This window comes from Pseudomonas sp. Seg1 (assembly GCF_018326005.1).
Lineage (GTDB): Bacteria > Pseudomonadota > Gammaproteobacteria > Pseudomonadales > Pseudomonadaceae > Aquipseudomonas.
On sequence record NZ_AP021903.1, the window covers coordinates 5,147,152 to 5,163,373 of the forward strand.

General features: G+C 60.5%; 17 protein-coding genes. 6 read left to right on the top strand and 11 right to left on the bottom strand.

All coding sequences use genetic code 11. The features are described from left to right. Positions 1-106 precede the first annotated feature (106 nt). Positions 107-862, bottom strand: a complete 756-nt coding sequence (locus KI231_RS23080; protein WP_103306414.1) for a COG4705 family protein — start codon at positions 860-862, stop codon at positions 107-109. 341 nt (positions 863-1,203) lie between these two features. Between KI231_RS23080 and KI231_RS23085 the strand changes: the two genes are divergently transcribed. Both KI231_RS23085 and KI231_RS23090 read left to right on the top strand, forming a co-directional pair. Then, positions 1,204-1,458: a hypothetical protein gene (locus tag KI231_RS23085; RefSeq protein ID WP_103306413.1), complete on the top strand. Its 255-nt coding sequence runs from the start codon at positions 1,204-1,206 to the stop codon at positions 1,456-1,458. A 274-nt stretch (positions 1,459-1,732) separates the two neighbouring features. After that, positions 1,733-2,362, top strand: a complete 630-nt coding sequence (locus KI231_RS23090) for a flavin reductase family protein (RefSeq protein ID WP_095121359.1) — start codon at positions 1,733-1,735, stop codon at positions 2,360-2,362. Between the two features lie 4 nt (positions 2,363-2,366). Here the strand turns inward: KI231_RS23090 and KI231_RS23095 are convergent, their stop codons facing one another. Together KI231_RS23095 and KI231_RS23100 are read right to left on the bottom strand one after the other, a co-directional pair. Beyond that, on the bottom strand, positions 2,367-2,609 hold the full coding sequence (locus tag KI231_RS23095; protein WP_207983792.1) for a hypothetical protein: 243 nt from the start codon (positions 2,607-2,609) through the stop codon (positions 2,367-2,369). Positions 2,610-2,652: 43 nt separating this feature from the next. After that, positions 2,653-3,006, bottom strand: a complete 354-nt coding sequence (locus KI231_RS23100; RefSeq protein ID WP_213026434.1) for a putative quinol monooxygenase — start codon at positions 3,004-3,006, stop codon at positions 2,653-2,655. 338 nt (positions 3,007-3,344) lie between these two features. Here KI231_RS23100 and KI231_RS23105 point away from each other — a divergent pair, with 338 nt between their 5' ends. After that, on the top strand, positions 3,345-4,274 hold the full coding sequence (locus KI231_RS23105; RefSeq protein WP_213026435.1) for an AraC family transcriptional regulator: 930 nt from the start codon (positions 3,345-3,347) through the stop codon (positions 4,272-4,274). 151 nt (positions 4,275-4,425) lie between these two features. On the opposite strand, the gene KI231_RS23110 is transcribed toward KI231_RS23105, so the two are convergent. The 6 genes from KI231_RS23110 to KI231_RS23135 form a co-directional block, all read right to left on the bottom strand. Next, positions 4,426-5,481: an ABC transporter ATP-binding protein gene (locus KI231_RS23110; RefSeq protein ID WP_213026436.1), complete on the bottom strand. Its 1,056-nt coding sequence runs from the start codon at positions 5,479-5,481 to the stop codon at positions 4,426-4,428. Between the two features lie 13 nt (positions 5,482-5,494). Continuing rightward, complete coding sequence (locus KI231_RS23115; RefSeq protein ID WP_213026437.1) at positions 5,495-6,343, bottom strand: ABC transporter permease; 849 nt, start codon at positions 6,341-6,343, stop codon at positions 5,495-5,497. Then, complete coding sequence (locus tag KI231_RS23120) at positions 6,340-7,248, bottom strand: ABC transporter permease (RefSeq protein WP_103305527.1); 909 nt, start codon at positions 7,246-7,248, stop codon at positions 6,340-6,342. Before KI231_RS23120 ends, KI231_RS23115 begins: the two co-directional genes overlap by 4 nt. Positions 7,249-7,433: 185 nt before the next feature. Next, on the bottom strand, positions 7,434-8,537 hold the full coding sequence (locus tag KI231_RS23125; protein WP_213026438.1) for an ABC transporter substrate-binding protein: 1,104 nt from the start codon (positions 8,535-8,537) through the stop codon (positions 7,434-7,436). Positions 8,538-8,755: 218 nt separating this feature from the next. Beyond that, positions 8,756-10,207 carry an aldehyde dehydrogenase family protein gene (locus KI231_RS23130; RefSeq protein WP_213026439.1) on the bottom strand — a complete coding sequence of 484 codons (1,452 nt, stop codon included), beginning with the start codon at positions 10,205-10,207 and terminating at the stop codon, positions 8,756-8,758. Then, positions 10,204-11,841 carry a 5-guanidino-2-oxopentanoate decarboxylase gene (locus KI231_RS23135; RefSeq protein WP_213028831.1) on the bottom strand — a complete coding sequence of 546 codons (1,638 nt, stop codon included), beginning with the start codon at positions 11,839-11,841 and terminating at the stop codon, positions 10,204-10,206. Before KI231_RS23135 ends, KI231_RS23130 begins: the two co-directional genes overlap by 4 nt. Before the next feature lie 228 nt (positions 11,842-12,069). Between KI231_RS23135 and KI231_RS23140 the strand changes: the two genes are divergently transcribed. Then, complete coding sequence (locus tag KI231_RS23140) at positions 12,070-12,951, top strand: LysR substrate-binding domain-containing protein (RefSeq protein WP_103305524.1); 882 nt, start codon at positions 12,070-12,072, stop codon at positions 12,949-12,951. 195 nt (positions 12,952-13,146) lie between these two features. Here KI231_RS23140 and KI231_RS23145 read toward each other — a convergent pair whose 3' ends face one another. After that, on the bottom strand, positions 13,147-13,761 hold the full coding sequence (locus KI231_RS23145) for an NAD(P)-dependent oxidoreductase (protein WP_213026440.1): 615 nt from the start codon (positions 13,759-13,761) through the stop codon (positions 13,147-13,149). 45 nt (positions 13,762-13,806) lie between these two features. After that, positions 13,807-14,685, bottom strand: coding sequence for an MBL fold metallo-hydrolase (locus KI231_RS23150; protein WP_103305522.1), 879 nt, complete (start codon positions 14,683-14,685; stop codon positions 13,807-13,809). Between the two features lie 114 nt (positions 14,686-14,799). Between KI231_RS23150 and KI231_RS23155 the strand changes: the two genes are divergently transcribed. After that, a complete protein-coding gene (locus KI231_RS23155; protein ID WP_213026441.1) occupies positions 14,800-15,705 on the top strand; it encodes a LysR family transcriptional regulator in 906 nt (301 codons plus the stop codon). Positions 15,706-15,925: 220 nt separating this feature from the next. Beyond that, positions 15,926-16,102, top strand: a complete 177-nt coding sequence (locus tag KI231_RS23160; RefSeq protein WP_007912636.1) for a hypothetical protein — start codon at positions 15,926-15,928, stop codon at positions 16,100-16,102. Positions 16,103-16,222 lie beyond the last annotated feature (120 nt).

Below are 16,222 nucleotides of genomic sequence, written 5' to 3' on the forward strand. Positions count from 1 at the left end.
ATCGCTGGCAAGCCAGCTCCCACAGGTTTCTCGGGCGGTCACAAATTTTGTGATCAGCACAACACCCTGTGGGAGCTGGCTTGCCAGCGAATGAGGCAACCCGGTATCAAGTCAACTCGGCAACCTGCTGCTTGCCATAGCGCTTCTGCGCATACGATGCACCCACAATCATCACCAGCAGAATCCCCGCCAGCACCGCCGACGAACCGATGGTGCCGAAGTCCAGCCCGCCCTTCTCATGGGGCTTGGTCATCAAGTCACCCAAGGTCGCACCGAACGGCCGGGTCAACACGAACGCCACCCAGAACAACACCACTGTGGAAATCTTCGTGAAGTACTTGAGCAGCACGACCACCGCGATGGTCGAGCCTATCAGCAAAGCACCACCGGCAAACCCCAGCCCCGAATCATCGGCCAGGTAATCGCCGAGCGCTGTACCGAGGGTGTTAGAGAATAGAATCGCCATCCAGTAAAACATCTCGCCGCGAAAGCTCTGCACTTTGCTGACGTTGAGCGAATCGCCGCTCAGGCGCCACGCCGTAAAGATCGCCAGCAGAATTGCAATCAGGATCATCGAGCCCGTTGCATACCCTAGCTCCAGCGTGCGGTCCATGAAATCAGACATCGTGGTGCCGGCGGTGCTGGTGGACAAAATCACGATCCAGTACAGCAGCGGCTTGTAGGTCTTGGCCATCAATTGGCTGATCAGCGTCAGGACGAACACGCTGATCAGAATCAGCGAGCTGATGGCATAGCCGACGTTGAGCGTCATCGACAGCAAATCCCCCGCAGTTTCCCCCAGGGTCGTCGCGCAGATTTTCATGACCCAGAAGGCCAAGGTGATTTGAGGAAGTTTATTCATCGCAGGGAACGCTCCAGTGTGTGACGGCCGGTTCTTGGTTTTCTGGCCGTGGGCAGACTGGCGTTGCGCGCGTGAAAAAGCGGTCGGGAATCTATGAAAAATCTGTCACACAGCGAAAACAGCGATTAATCAGCGGTTAATGCTGAGCTTTCATCCTGTGCTCACCTGATCGATTACCTGCGCGACGTTCGCTCCTGATGATGGAAGCCTTTCAATGCGTCGCTCTTAATATCTATTTAATCGATGGTTTTTAGCATTATTTTGCGCTTTTTAATCAATATAGTTGGCGTAGCATGAACCCCATGCAAGACACACCCGCCAACGAATCCGGAGTAACGAACATGAAAACCAAACTGATCCTCGCGCTGACCCTGTCTGTACTGGCTGCCAACACTTTTGCTGCCGACGGTTTCGACCGTACGGGCTCCGCGGTGGCTGCCGATGGCTATGATCGCACTCAATCGGCCACGGTCGCCGAAGACGGCTTCGACCGCACCGGCTCCGCCACCTTCGCTGAGGACGGTTATGACCGTACCGGCTCGGCCACTTTCGCAGCTGACGGTTACGACCGCACCCAATCCGCTGCCATCAGCTGATTGCAGTTGTAAAGCGCACAGCCCGGCTTCGGCCGGGCTTAGTCATTTCTGGGGGAATGATATTTTTTAGCTCAGCACAAAGACCTGTGGGAGCTGGCTTGCCAGCGATGGCGATCTGTCAGTCGACATTTACATCGGCTGAAAAAATGCCATCGCTGGCAAGCCAGCTCCCACAGGGTTTTGATTGGATGGAATATCAGTGCCTGACTGGAAATTGTTTGATCGTGCTTGCACTATTGGCCACCTGATCCAGCCATCTCCAAGAGCCCCAGCCATGCCCGATGACATCCACTTCTACGAACCCGCCAATGGCCACGGCCTGCCCCACGATCCGTTCAACGCCATCGTCGGCCCACGCCCCATCGGCTGGATTTCCTCGCAGGATGCCAATGGCCAGTTGAACCTGGCGCCGTACAGTTTCTTCAACGCCTTCAACTACATTCCGCCGATCATTGGTTTCTCCAGTGTCGGGCGCAAAGACAGCCTGAACAATATCGAGCAGACCGGCGAATTCGTCTGGAACCTCGCCACCCGCCCACTCGCCGAACAAATGAACCAGAGCTGCGCGATGGTCGCGCCTGAGGTCAACGAATTCGAGTTGGCGGGACTGACCACGGTGGCGTCGAAAGTGATTTCAGTGCCACGGGTCGCCGAAAGCCCGGTGTCCTTCGAGTGCAAGGTCACGCAGATCATTCAGTTGCAGCGTGCCGACGGCGAGACCGTGCCGAGCTGGCTGATCCTCGGCGAAGTGGTCGCCGTGCATATCGCCAAGTGGCTGTTGAAGGACGGCATCTACGACACCGCCGCGGCAGAACCGATTCTGCGCGGCGGCGGGCCGGCGGATTATTTCCAGCTGGGGCCTGAGGCCCTGTTCAAGATGTGGCGTCCGGGCGCAACGAAGTAACGCGTTACCAGATCAACTCGGCGTCGTCAGTGACGCCCTTGAGTTTATCCAGCTCATTGATGGCGGCCTCGTCGGCAGCGATGGCGCCGGGGAACACCTGATCATCCAGCAGTTTGTGAAAGCGTGGTGCACCGCCATCGACCAGGGCCTTGACCGCGATTGCCGCGTGATAACCCTTGTTGCCACCCAGTTCGACGGGGACGACAGCGGATACTGCTTCGAAGTGTTCGAACTCTTTACGTGCCATGTCGCAAGTCCTGGCTCAGTCAATTAAGCCGGACATTAAACCCTCAACCGGCGAGTTTGTGTACCGGTGCCGGGCATTGACCGAGGGCTTGCGCCGCCGAAACATCCTTGAACGTGTGGAAATCCAGACTGTTGACCACCAGGTCCTGCACCAGCTCGGCGAAGATTTCCATCGACGGGCTGTTGAAGTACGCGGTCATCATCTGCTGATTGCTCCAGAACCCGGAGACCAGCCACAACTCGGGATCACACTGCGAATGCTGCAAGGCAAAGCTCAGGCAACCGGGGGCGGCACGGGACGGTTCGATCAACGCGCTGAGGCGTACACCGAGTTCCGCCGAACGCCCGGCGCGCGCTCGAACGAAGGCCATATGACTGACGGGAATCTGCTTGGACATGTTCAACCCTCCCAGGGAGTCGCGTGGCAGCCGGGGGACGGGCTGCGACAGGATCCAAGGTTAAGGGCCGGATGACCGACGCCGTTAGTCGATTCCTGCCGCCGCATTGCACAATCCTGCGAGACTGCACGCAAGCGGTGTAACAACCTGTAAAACACAGTCACATGGCTGTCACACGGGGTATCAAGCAAGTTTGCCGTTCTACGTCCTGCTATGGATGGCCACCTACCCAGGCCCAAGCAGAATCAGGCAAGCATTTCGCAGGATGTGTCTACCGCTCTCGCTTGCACAAACATATGCTCTGCTCCATTCCACCTCCCCTGCCGAGGATGCCGTGCATGACGTCATTCGATCGTTTTCAAGCCCCGCCCGACGCCGACATGGAAAAACAGCGCGCGGAACTGGCGGCAATCATCCGCCGCAACACCACCGACGATGGCAGCTATGAGACCGCCATCGGCTCGCTGTTCATGTCGCGCCACACCCAATCCCACGACTTTGCCCCGGTGCTCGCGCAACCGGCGCTGTGCATCATGGCGCAGGGTCGCAAAGAAGTGCGTCTGGCCGATGAGTACTTCAATTACGATCCGCTGAATTATCTGGTGGTATCGGTTTCGATGCCGTTGAGTGGGCGTGTGGTCAATGTTTCGCCGCAGGAGCCGATCCTCGCGGTTCGCCTGGATATCGACCCGGCGGAAATCACCGCGCTGATCGCCGACGCCGGCCCCATGGGCGTGCCGACCCGGCCGACTGGACGGGGTTTGTACGTCGAACAGATCGACAGTTCGATGCTCGATGCCGTGCTGCGTCTGGCGCGCTTGCTCGATGCACCGAAGGACATCGCAATGCTCGCGCCGCTGATTCGCCGGGAGATTCTCTATCGCCTGCTGCGCAGTCCGCAGGGCCATCGTTTGTATGAGATCGCGATTGCCAACAGTCAAAGCCACCGCATCAGCCAAGCGATCAAATGGCTCAACGGCAACTTCGAACAGCCATTGCGCATTGATGATCTGGCCAAGGAAGTGAACCTCAGCGTGTCGACCTTGCATCACCGCTTCAAGGCGATGACGGCGATGAGTCCGCTGCAATATCAGAAGCAACTGCGCTTGCAAGAGGCGCGGCGTTTGATGTTGGCCGAAGGGCTGGAAGCGTCGGCGGCGGGGTATCGGGTGGGGTATGAAAGTCCTTCGCAGTTCAGCCGCGAGTACAGCCGCTTGTTTGGCGCACCGCCGCTAAGAGATCTGGCGCGGTTGCGGCTGTCGGTCTGATACCGACATTGCGCTGTGTCGACTGACGCCATCGCTGGCAAGCCAGCTCCCACAGGTTTTTGTGCTGAACAGAGAATTTGTGCTCACCCGAAAAACCTGTGGGAGCTGGCTTGCCAGCGATGGGGCCAGTCAAGGCAACCTCAATCCAAAATCAGGCACCGAGTACCCGACACGCCTCCACCGGCAACGTCACCGACACCGGATGCCCGATCCCCAAGCCAATTCCCTGACACGGCGTACTCAACGCCGTAAACGTCACCCCGGAACACTCCACCGTGGTCTCGATGGTCGCGCCGATATCACGCACGAACGTCACCTTGCCGAGCAGACGATTGCCCGCCCTTGCCTGCGGCGCGGACAGTTGCAGGTCTTCCGGACGGATCAGCATTTTCACTTTCTGCCCCACGACAATGCTGCTGCAGATCGGCACTTGCAGCGCATCACCACCCGGCAGGCTGACCTTGCCGTCGCCCAGCACCGTGGCCGGGAAGATGTTGCCCGAACCGATGAAGTCAGCGACGAATTCGTTGGCCGGATGCCGATAGATTTCAATCGGCGTGCCCACTTGCTGCACCTTGTGCTCGCCCAATACCACGACGATGTCGGCCATGGTCATGGCCTCACGCTGATCGTGGGTAACCATGATCGTGGTGATGTTCAGGCGTTGTTGCAGTTGGCGGATTTCCACCTGCATCGACTCGCGCAATTTGGCGTCGAGCGCCGACAGCGGTTCGTCGAGCAAGAGGATTTTCGGGTGCGAAGCAATCGCCCGGGCAATCGCCACGCGTTGGCGTTGACCGCCGGAGAGCTTGGCCACCGGCCGGTCGATCATCGCCTGCAACTGGATCAGTTCCAGTAACTCCACCACTCGCGCCTGCTGATCGGCCTTGCTCACCCCGCGCAGTTTCAGCGGGTAGGCGATGTTCTCGCCGACGGTCATGTGCGGGAACAATGCCAGCGACTGGAACACCATGCCGAAATTGCGCAGATGCGCCGGGGTATGGCCGATGTCTTCGCCGTCCAGGCGAATTTCGCCGCCGCTGAGGGTTTCAAGGCCGGCGATCATCCGCAGCAAAGTGGTTTTGCCACACCCCGAAGGGCCGAGGAAACACACCAGTTTGCCTTCCGGCAAATGCAGGTTGACGTCTTGTACCGCGCAAGCCGAGCCGTAGAATTTCTCGACGTTTTCCAGAATCAGACCAGTCATGTTGCACCTCAAATCAAAAGGAAACGCCGCCCTCGCCCACCAGCTTCTCCAGCGCCCAGATGAGGACGAAGTCGATCAGCACGATCAGCACGGCAAACGAGAACACGGTAGGGTCGAGCGATGACACGGTGCGGCTGTACATCCAGATCGGCACGGTCATGACGTCGATGGTGTAGAGGAAATAGGTCACGGTGAATTCGTTGAACGAGACGATGAACGCCAGCAGCATGCCCGCCAGAATTCCCGACTTCATCAAGGGCACCACCACATCGACAATCGCCCGCAATGGCGAGGCGCCGAGCATGCGCGCGGCTTCTTCGACTTCACTGCCGATGGACAGCATCGCCGCCGTGCAGTTTTTCACCACGAACGGCAGCGCCAGAATCACGTGGGCAATCACCAGCCGCGACGTGGTCATGTGGAACGGCAGGCTGTCGAACACCAGCAGCAACGCCAGGCCCAACACCACCATCGGGAACACCAGCGGCAGCGACATCAATTGCAGCGCCACGGCTTTGCCACGGAACTCGCAGCGGGTCAGCGCATACGCCGCCGGCACCGCGATCAGCGTGGCGAAGACCATGGTCAGGCACGACACCAGCAGGCTGGTGGTCATCGCCTGACCGAGGCTCAACACATCACTGGCGTCCGGCGACACAAAGGTGTGCCACGCCGCTTTGTACCATTGCAGGCTATAGCTGCTCGGCGGAAAGTCGAGGTTCGACGCACCGCTGAACGACATCACGATCATGGTCAGGATCGGCAGTACCGCCAACAGCAAAATGAACCCGGAAAGGATCCCGGCAAACTTGCCGGTATCGCCCGGCAGCAGCGCCATGCGCTTCTTGGTCAGGGCACTCATTGCGAAGCCTCCAGCAGGCGCCGACGGCGGCCGGTGATGTATTCGGACAAGGTCATGATCGCGAGCGTGGTGACGATCAGCACCACCCCGGCCGCAGACGCCGCGGGCCAGTTCATCAGCGGAGCGATCTGGTCATGCACCATCACCGCGAGCATCGGCACGCGCCGGCCACCGAGCAGCAATGGCACGACAAAACTGCTGGCGTTGTAGGCGAACACCAGCGTCGCGCCAGTGATGATCCCCGGCAGGCTCATCGGTAAAACCACCTGACGGAACACTTGGAAACGACTGGCGCCGAGGGTCGCGGCGGCCTCTTCGTATGAACGTGCGACGCCGCGCATGGCGCTGGCGATCGGCAGCACGGCCAGCGGAAATGCGGTCTGCACCAGGCCCATCAGCACACCGTTCTGGTTGTACAGCAACATGATCGGGCGCTTGATCAGGCCCAGGCCCATCAGCGCCTGATTCAACATCCCGCCGGGGCCGAGAATCACCAGCCAGCCATAGCTTTGCAGCAGCAGGTTGACCAACAGCGGCAACAACACCGCCGCCAGAAAAATCCGCCGCAGAAAGGGCGAGGTCAGCCGCGACATGGTGTACGCCACCGGGATCGCCAGCACCACGGCGATCACCGCGCTGATCAGCGCCAGACGCAAGGTCAGCAGCAAGGATTTCAGGTAATAGGGTTCGAGCAATTGCGCGTAACTGGCGAGGCTGAACCCGCTCCATTCCGCGCCTTTGGTGCCGACGCTCATGCGCAACACCAGCAGGCTGGCGGCAATCAGCACGCCGAGAAACAGCATCGACGGCGTGAGGAAAAGCCACGCCCGCGCGGTCGGCGAAATACCGCGCGCCGGGCGCACGTCGGCGGCGCCGACCGGTTGGGTCAGGGATTGATGTTCCATAGCAATGATCTCGTCAATGGAAAACAACTGACAAACACAGGTCTCCAAAGCACCGCGCCCCCTGTGGGAGCTGGCTTGCCAGCGATAGCAATCTGTCAGTGACATCATTGTCGACAGGAAGGCCGTCATCGCTGGCAAGCCAGCTCCCACAGGGATTTGCGGTGTTCTGAAGGTTTGTATTCGGATCAGGAAGAAAAGATTTCCGTATAGCGACGAATCCATTGGTCATGCACGGTCGCCAGGAAGGCGTTGTCGTGCATGATCGCCTTCTCGGCAATCTGCTCGGGCGTGAGGATGAACGGGCTCTTGCGCGCTTCGGCGGAGATGATCGCCTTGGCGTTGACCGGTCCGTTGAAGATGTCTTCGGCCATCTTGCCCTGCACCAGCGGGTCGAGAGAGTGGTCGATAAAGGCGTAGGCCAGATCAGTGTCGCCCGGACGATTTTTCGGCATCACCGAGAGCATCAGGTCGGTGTAGAAACCTTCCTTCATGCCGAACGTGGCGCCGAGGCCGTAGTTAGGATCGCGGATCTGTTTGGGGAAAAACGCCGGGGCGTACAGCCCCCCCATGTCCAGCGAACCGGTGCGGAACAGTTCGGCGATCTGGTTCGGGTTCTCGCCCAACGTCACCACGCGGTCCTTGAGTTCAGCGAGTTTCTTGAAGCCCGGCTCGATGTTGTGCTCGTCACCACCGGCCAGTTTCGCGGCGATGATGATCAGGTCCATGGCCTCGGTCCAGTTCGGCGGCGGCAGGAAAATGTTCGGTGCCAGATCGGCGTCCCACAGCGCGGCATAACTGTCCGGTGCTTCTTTCAAGGTGCGGGTGCTGTAGACCAGACTGTTGCACCACAGCAGATAGCCGATGCCGTGACCGTTGGCCCCGGTACGGTATTTCTCCGGCACGTCGACCAGATTGGGAATGCGGTTGAGGTCGGGTTTTTCCAACAGCCCGGCAGCCGCCAGGCCTTCGGCGCCGACGCCCGCCAGGGTGATGATGTCGTACTGCGGACGGTCACCGCCGGCCTTGAGTTTGGCGACCATTTCCGAGGTACTGCCGGTGCGGTCGGCGATAACCTTGGCGCCGGTTTTGGCTTCGAAGGTTGCAGCGATGTTGCGCAGTGCGGCGAGGCCGGTGTCATCCGACCAGGTCAGCAAACGCAGGGTCTTGCCGGCGAAACGCGTGTCGCTGGCGCTCGCCCGGATGAAGGGCATGCTCATGGCGGCTGCCGCCACCGACGCCACGCCAACGGTTTTAATGAATTGACGCCTGTTCAGATCGTGCTCGCCCATGACGGACTCCCTTTGTTTTTTTAAGTATGAGGTTGGTCGCAACCGTTGCATCCGCGCGGCCGGATCCGCGCCAGGCCCCGTATTACAAGGGCTTTAGCGCTGCCGACGGGTTCATCCTGAGGTCGTGCAAAACACCTGACTATCGATAAAAACTCATTGAAGCCATGACGCCAACGCATGCCTCGTTGCGAGGCATACGCTCACCTTTTTCGGGCGTTTCAGAGCGCCCGGATCACGTGTTTGATTTCCTGAAACGCGGCCAGGCCCCACGGCCCCAATTCGCGGCCGATGCTGCTCTGCTTGTAACCGCCCCAAGCCGTCTGCGGGAAGATCACTTGCGGCGCGTTGAGCCACACCAGCCCCGCCTGCAAGGCGTTGGCGACACGATCAGCGGTCTCGGCGTTACGCGTCACCACACTGGCGACCAGACCGAACTGGCTGTCGTTGGCCAACGCAATCGCTTCGGCCTCGTTGCGGAAACTGCGCACGCACAGCACCGGGCCGAAAATCTCTTCGCACCACAGCGCACTGTCGAGGGGCACGTCGGTGAACACCGTCGGCTGCAAAAAATAGCCGCGCGGCAAATGCGCCGGACGATTGCCGCCGCACAGCAGCTTCGCCCCGGCACTCAGACCACGGTCGATGTGGCCGAGCACGCGCTGGTATTGCGCCTGGTTGACCAGTGCGCCCATCTCCACGTCCGGATCGAACGGGTCAGCCACGCGAATCGCCTGGGCACGCTTTTGCAGACGGCTGAGGAATTCTTCTTCCAGTTCTTCGGCGACCAGCACGCGGCTGGTGGCCGAGCACATCTGTCCGGCGTTGAAGAAACCGCCGCCGCAGGCCAGCTCCACGGCCAGATCCAGGTCGGCATCTTCCAGCACCAGCAACGACGATTTTCCACCCAGTTCGAGGCTCACGCCCTTCACGGTTTCCGCCGCACGCTGCATCACCTGAACGCCAACCGCGTTACTGCCGGTGAAAGAGATTTTGGCGATGCGCGGATCGGCGGACAGCGGCGCGCCCACCGCCAGACCGGTGCCGCAGACCACATTGAACACACCCTTCGGCAGTCCGGCTTCGGCAATGATCGCCGCCAGTTCCAGCTCCGGCAGCGGCGTGACTTCCGACGGTTTGAGCACCACGCAGCAACCGGCGGCCAGAGCCGGCGCGAGTTTCCACGCGGTGGTAACCATCGGGAAATTCCACGGCACGATCAGCCCGACCACACCGCACGGCTCGCGACGCAGACGTGCACTGAAATCGTCGCTGGGCAGCGCCACGTTGCTGTCGAATTTCGCGTCGAGGCCTTCGGCCAACCCGGCGTAGTACTCGAAGGTGGCAATCACGTCATCGACGTCGATGGCCGCTTCGAATTGCGGTTTGCCATTGTTGCTCGACTGCAACTTCATCAAGTGATCACGACCGTTGCGCACGCCGTTGGCGATGTTGCGCAGGATCACAGCGCGTTCGGTGCCGGTGGTTTGTGACCAGGTCTTGAACGCGTCAGTGGCAGCGGTCACGGCTTGCTGAACGGCTTGTTCGTCACCGCCATTGACCGTGGTTAGCAGCGCCTCGGTGGCCGGGTTGATCACCCGCAAATGCTCGCGGCCAGCAGACCATTGGCCGTTGATGTAGAGGCCATCGAGGGTGGTTGGGAAACTGATCATTTGTTCACCGCCTGCATCCACTGGTTCTGGTCGATTTCAATCAGCGTCGGGCCTTGACGATCCGTCGCCGCACGCAGCGCGCCGCGCAGTTGCTCCACCGAGCTGATCGCTTCGGCAGCGCAGCCCAGCGCCTTGGCCACCCCAATGAAGTCCGGGGTGTAGATGTCGACGCCGACCGGCTCGATGGCGCGGTTGACCATGTACTTTTTAATTTCTTCGTAGCCCTGGTTATTCCACAGCAGGACGATCACCGGGGTGCGCGCCTCCACGGCGCTGGCCAGTTCCGGCAGGGTGAATTGCAAACCACCGTCGCCGATCAGGCACACCACTGGCGGACGAGTGCCGCCCTCGATGCTGCCGCCGAGCCACGCGCCGATGGCCGCCGGCAAGGCGTAACCGAGGGTGCCGTAACCGGTGGACGAGTTGAACCAGCGGCGCGGCCGCTCCGGGTTGAACGTGAGGTTGCCGGTGTACACCGGTTGCGTGGAGTCGCCGACAAACACGGCGTCGGGCAACTCGTGCAGGACGGTCTCGAGGAAGCGGGTCTGCGCCAGCGTCGGTGCATCCCAGGTTGCGGCCAGATCATCACGCAGACGCGCTGCACGCACCTGGCCCCAATCGTTGCGACGTTCGGCCAGCGGCTTGTGCGACAACGCGCTGAGCAGCGCTTGTGCGGCGTTGCGCGAGTCGGCAACCAGGGCGACGTGCGGCGGATAGTTGCGCACGGTCTGGTCGGCGTCGATGTCGATGCGCAGCAACTTGCCGGGAATTTCGAAACCGCCGGCAAAGGTGACGTCGTAATCGGTTTCGGCCAGTTCGGTACCGATCGCCAGCACCACGTCGGCATCGGCGACCAGTGCGCGAGTGGCGAGCAGGCTTTGCGTCGAGCCGATCAGCAGTGGATGGCTGGACGGCAACATGCCTTTGGCGTTGATGGTCAGCGCCACCGGAGCATCGAGCAGTTCGGCCAGTTCGGTGATTTCGGCAGCGGCATCGATGGCACCGCCACCGGCAAGGATCAGCGGGCGTTGAGCGCCGGCCAGCAACTCGCTCATGCGGCTGACGGCAGCGGGTGCGGCACCGGCGCGGTCGATGTTGACCGGGACGCTTGCGAGCAAGTCATCGGCCTCTTCCACCAACACGTCCAGCGGGATCTCGATGTGCACCGGACGCGGGCGCCCGGCCTGGAACAAAGCGAATGCGCGAGCGAGAACGCCCGGTAACTCCGACGCCGACATCAGCGTGTGGGAAAACGCAGCAACGCCGCCGACCAATGCGCTCTGGTTCGGCAGCTCATGGAGCTTGCCACGGCCGCCGCCCAACTGGTTGCGGGTCTGCACGCTGGAGATCACCAGCATCGGGATCGAGTCGGCGTAGGCCTGGCCCATCGCCGTGGTGATATTGGTCATGCCCGGCCCGGTGATGATGAAGCACACCCCCGGTTTGCCGCTGGTGCGGGCGTAGCCGTCAGCCATGAAACCGGCGCCCTGCTCATGCCGTGGGGTGACGTGGTTGATGCTCGAACGGGCCAGCCCGCGATACAGCTCCACGGTGTGCACGCCGGGAATCCCGAACACCTGCTCGACCCCGTAACCTTCGAGTAACTTGACCAGTATTTCGCCACACGTCGCCATGTCATTGCCCTTCTTGTTCATTTGAGACACAAGGCCTTTGTGTAGGAGTGAGCCTGCTCGCGATGGCGTCTTCGCATTCAACATTACGGTGACTGACACACCGCTATCGCGAGCAGGCTCACTCCTACAAAGGGCCCTTCAATGGGCTCATTGAACGGTGGGCAGGTAGCCGCAACAATCGATTAAAAGTCATACTAGCCATGTCCTCACGTCATACCTTGGATCCACATGAAACGACTGCCACCCCTGCCCGCCCTGCATACGTTTCTGATCACCGCGCAGTGCTGCAACTTCACCCGGGCCGCCGAGCAGTTGCACATCACCCAGGGCGCCGTGAGCCGGCAGATTGCCGGGCTGGAAGATCATCTGGGGTATGAGCTGTTCATTCGCCTGGCCCGAGGTCTGGAACTGACGGCCGAAGGACGCGAATGGCTGCCACGGGTGGAGAAGGTGTTCGGCCTGATCAGCGAAGCCACCGAGCAGATCGGCCTCAAACGCGAAACCCTGCAACTCAAAGCGCCGAGCTGTGTGATGCGCTGGTTGGTACCGCGCCTGCTGCAATGGCAGAAAGAGCGCCCGGATGTGCCGGTCAAGCTGACCACCACACTGGCGCATGGCGTCGACTTTCAACGCGAGCAATTCGATGCGGCGGTGATTTATGGAACGCCACCGGATAACTCGGCGACCGCGCTGCATCTGTTCGATGAACAACTGACCCCGGTCTGTTCACCGGCATTGTTGAAAGGCCCGCCAGCGTTGTCCGAGCTGGCCGATCTGCAACAGCACTTGTTGCTACATCCGACTGCCGACACGAAGGACTGGAAGGTGTGGCTGACGGCGGCGGAGTTGCAGCTCAATAACGTGAACATGGGCCAGCATTTCGAAACGCTGGATCAGGCGATGTCGATGGCGTCGCACGGGACAGGAGTGGCGATTGGCGACTGGTCGTTGATCGGCGATGACTTGCGTGCCGGACGACTGGTGATGCCGTTTGAGTTGAAGGTGAAGACGGGGTTGGCGTATTACGTGGTGGTGCCTGCGGGAACCGAGCCATCGCCGCAGCTGGAAGAATTGATGATCTGGCTGGTTGAGCAGGCCCATTTGCGCTGAGGCTTTTCCCCTCACCCTAGCCCTCTCCCCGAGGGAGAGGGGACTGATTGGGGGATGTTATAGAAATACGCCGACGTGAAATTACTGTGTTGAATCCATAATCGACTCGGTTTTTCAGGTCAATGTATGAAGCAATACACCTCGGTTGGCTCCCTCTCCCTCGGGAGAGGGCTGGGGTGAGGGGCAAGGATTCACTCAGTACCCGACAGTAAACCGCTGGCGTGAATGCTTCGGCGTTTCCACTTCGTCGATCAGCGCAATCGCGTAATCAGCAAAGGTAATCCAGCTACGCCCCTCGGCACTCACCAGCAGATGATCCTGGCCGACACGGAAACTCCCCGTGCGCTCACCTTCAACAAACTCCGCCGACGGCGACAGAAAGGTCCAGTCCAGCTCCTGCTCCTGACGCAACGCCTCAAGAAACGCCGCACCCGCACTGGCCTCTGCTTTGTACTCCGCCGGGAAGCCTGCGCTGTCGATCACTCGCGTATCGTCCGGAAGCAACAGTGAACCGGCACCGCCGACCACCAACAGACGCTTCACCTCCGCCTGTTTCACCGGCCCGACAATCGCGCTGGCCGGCACCGTGGCGAAGTGCGCGGCGGTAATCACGACATCGTGCCCGGCAACGGCATCTTGCAGCGCCGCCGCATCCAGCACATCGACATTCTTGCTGACCACGCCGGCACGGGCGCCGATCTTCGAAGTATCGCGGGCGATAGCAGTAACGCTATGGCCGCGACGCAGGGCTTCTTCCAGCAGTTGGCTACCGGCACGGCCGGTGGCACCAATGATTGCGATCTTGCTCATGACATTCTCCAGTTGGCTTGAGAGTGCTGCGTTTTCAGATTCGGCTTACCACTGCATTTCGCCCTTGGCGACTTTCGCGCTCAGCTCCAGCGAGCTCTCCTCGCCCAGTGTCGGGTAGCGCTTTTTCATTGCCGCGATCAGCGCAGCGGAGTCTTTGGCCTTGGCCGTTTCCTGATCGAAAGCCTTAATGTAGTCGGCGGTGAATTTCACGCTGGCCAGCGAGCGGCTGCTTTCACCCAGGTAATGCCCCGGCACCACGGTTTTCGGCTTGAGGGTTTCGATCGAGTGCAGGGTTTGCAGCCAGTCGGCGTGGGATTGCGCGGTCTGGGTATCGGCCATCCAGACATGGATGTTCTCGGCGACAACCACGCCACCGACCACAGCCTTGAGCGATGGAATCCACACGAAGCTGCGATCCGGTTGTTTGCCGTCAAGGCCGACCACCTGCAATTTCTGCCCTTCGAGCATCAGGCTGTCGCCCTTGAGCACGCCCGGCACGATGGTTTTCGCTGGCACGTCGGCGCCCATTTTCGGACCCCAGAACGCCAGTTTGCCTGCGACGGTTTTGGTGATGTGATCCACGGTCGGTTGCGAGGCCAGTACCTTGGCGTCGGGGAAGGCTTTGGTCAGGGTGTCGAGGCCGAAATAGTAATCCGGATCACCGTGACTGATGTAAATGGTGGTCAGGTGCTTACCGCTGGCGCGGATCTTTTCCACCACTTGCTCGGCCTGGGATTTGCCGAACTGCGCATCGACGAGGATCGCGTCTTTTGCGCCGCTGACCAGTACCGAGGTCACCGGAAAGATGGCGTTGGTGCCCGGGTTGTAGACATCCAGGGTCAGGTTGGCAGCGGCGGCATGCGCGGCAAAGCCAAGGGAAGCGGTGGCGAGTAGAACGCGTTTGAGTGTGGTGAAACCGATCATCTGTTGCTCCCGTGTCCGAATGCCATGTCTGGCGATGGGACAGAGCTTAGTTGCCTGACTCAGTACAAAAAATGCGATGCTTGAACATAGTTTGTTTCTAAAAGCGGGCAAATCATGGATCGTCTCCAAGCAATGCGGGTGTTTGTCACGGTGGTGGACCTGGGCAGCCAGTCGGCGGCGGCCGATCATCTGGATCTCTCACGCCCGGTGGTGTCGCGTTATCTGGCGGAGCTGGAGGACTGGGTCGGCGCGCGCCTGATGCACCGCACCACGCGCAAATTGAGCCTGACTGCAGCCGGCAGTGAAATCCTGCCACGTTGCCGGCAGATGATTGAACTGTCGACCGACATGCAGGCCGCCGTCAGCGAACCCCACGATGCGCCGCGCGGACTCCTGCGGATCAGCGTCAGCACCTCGTTCGGCCAGGCGCAACTGGCCGATGCGATGGCGGCTTACGTCAAGCGCCAGCCAGGCGTGAGTATCGACATGCAAATGCTCGATCGAACGGTGAATCTGGTGGATGAGCGGATCGACCTGGCGATCCGCACCAGCAATGACCTGGACCCGAACCTGATCGCCCGGCGCTTGACCGTGTGCCGCTCGGTGGTGTGCGCCTCCCCGGCCTATCTGCGAGAGCATCCGGCGCCGCAGCGAGTTGAAGAATTGAGCCGGCACAATTGCCTGACTCACTCGTATTTCGGCAAAAGCCTGTGGCATTTCGAGGAGGACGGCGAGCCCGTTTCGGTACCGGTGCAGGGCAATATCAGCGCCAACGAGGCCAGCACCTTATTGCGCGCGACGCTGGCCGGCGCGGGCGTGGCGATGCTGCCGACGTATCAGGCCGGGGTGCATATTCATTCAGGAGAGTTGATTCGCTTGCTGCCGCAGGCTGAGCCGCGTCAGATGAACATCTATGCGGTCTATGCCTCGCGCAAACACATGCCGGCGGCGCTGCGCAGCATGCTGGATTTTCTCGTGGAGCGCTTTCCTGAAAATCCGCAATGGGACGTTGATCTGTAAACCCGATCCCCTGTAGGAGTGAGCCTGCTCGCGATAGCGGAGTGTCAGGTAACCTCTATCCGACTGACACTCCGCTATCGCGAGCAGGCTCACTCCTACAGGGGGGCTATCAGCGTGCTGAATGCCCGGTTACAAGCTCAAGCACACTCGCTGGCAACTCCCCACCGCTGACCTATGCTGAAAGTAATACCGCAGGGTATGTCGTTCAGAGGTCTACGCCATGAACATCAAAACAAGAAGGTACGTCGCGATTTTCATCACCTGCGCCGCCACGCTGGCGCTGTACGGCACCGCCGCCTGGCGGGTCGAACAGCTGCGACAGCTGCCGCGCGAGTATGCGAGCTGCAACTTCGAGCGCTGCATTCCGCACAATGCCACGCTGAACGCATTGCGCTGAGGCTGAGGCTGAGGCTGACTCATTACCTGTGGGAGCTGGCTTGCCAGCGATTGCGGTCTGACATTCACCATTGAAGGTGACTGGGCCACCGCTATCGCTGGCAAGCCAGCTTTCACAGGT

Coding starts and splice junctions, on each gene's coding strand:
- KI231_RS23115 (WP_213026437.1), bottom strand. CDS start 6,343: ATGAGTGCCCTGACCAAGAAGCGCATGGCGCTGCTGCCGGGCGATACC.
- KI231_RS23140 (WP_103305524.1), top strand. CDS start 12,070: ATGAAACGACTGCCACCCCTGCCCGCCCTGCATACGTTTCTGATCACC.
- KI231_RS23090 (WP_095121359.1), top strand. CDS start 1,733: ATGCCCGATGACATCCACTTCTACGAACCCGCCAATGGCCACGGCCTG.
- KI231_RS23085 (WP_103306413.1), top strand. CDS start 1,204: ATGAAAACCAAACTGATCCTCGCGCTGACCCTGTCTGTACTGGCTGCC.
- KI231_RS23100 (WP_213026434.1), bottom strand. CDS start 3,006: ATGTCCAAGCAGATTCCCGTCAGTCATATGGCCTTCGTTCGAGCGCGC.
- KI231_RS23120 (WP_103305527.1), bottom strand. CDS start 7,248: ATGGAACATCAATCCCTGACCCAACCGGTCGGCGCCGCCGACGTGCGC.
- KI231_RS23110 (WP_213026436.1), bottom strand. CDS start 5,481: ATGACTGGTCTGATTCTGGAAAACGTCGAGAAATTCTACGGCTCGGCT.
- KI231_RS23125 (WP_213026438.1), bottom strand. CDS start 8,537: ATGGGCGAGCACGATCTGAACAGGCGTCAATTCATTAAAACCGTTGGC.
- KI231_RS23145 (WP_213026440.1), bottom strand. CDS start 13,761: ATGAGCAAGATCGCAATCATTGGTGCCACCGGCCGTGCCGGTAGCCAA.
- KI231_RS23135 (WP_213028831.1), bottom strand. CDS start 11,841: ATGGCGACGTGTGGCGAAATACTGGTCAAGTTACTCGAAGGTTACGGG.
- KI231_RS23150 (WP_103305522.1), bottom strand. CDS start 14,685: ATGATCGGTTTCACCACACTCAAACGCGTTCTACTCGCCACCGCTTCC.
- KI231_RS23080 (WP_103306414.1), bottom strand. CDS start 862: ATGAATAAACTTCCTCAAATCACCTTGGCCTTCTGGGTCATGAAAATC.
- KI231_RS23155 (WP_213026441.1), top strand. CDS start 14,800: ATGGATCGTCTCCAAGCAATGCGGGTGTTTGTCACGGTGGTGGACCTG.
- KI231_RS23130 (WP_213026439.1), bottom strand. CDS start 10,207: ATGATCAGTTTCCCAACCACCCTCGATGGCCTCTACATCAACGGCCAA.
- KI231_RS23160 (WP_007912636.1), top strand. CDS start 15,926: ATGAACATCAAAACAAGAAGGTACGTCGCGATTTTCATCACCTGCGCC.
- KI231_RS23095 (WP_207983792.1), bottom strand. CDS start 2,609: ATGGCACGTAAAGAGTTCGAACACTTCGAAGCAGTATCCGCTGTCGTC.
- KI231_RS23105 (WP_213026435.1), top strand. CDS start 3,345: ATGACGTCATTCGATCGTTTTCAAGCCCCGCCCGACGCCGACATGGAA.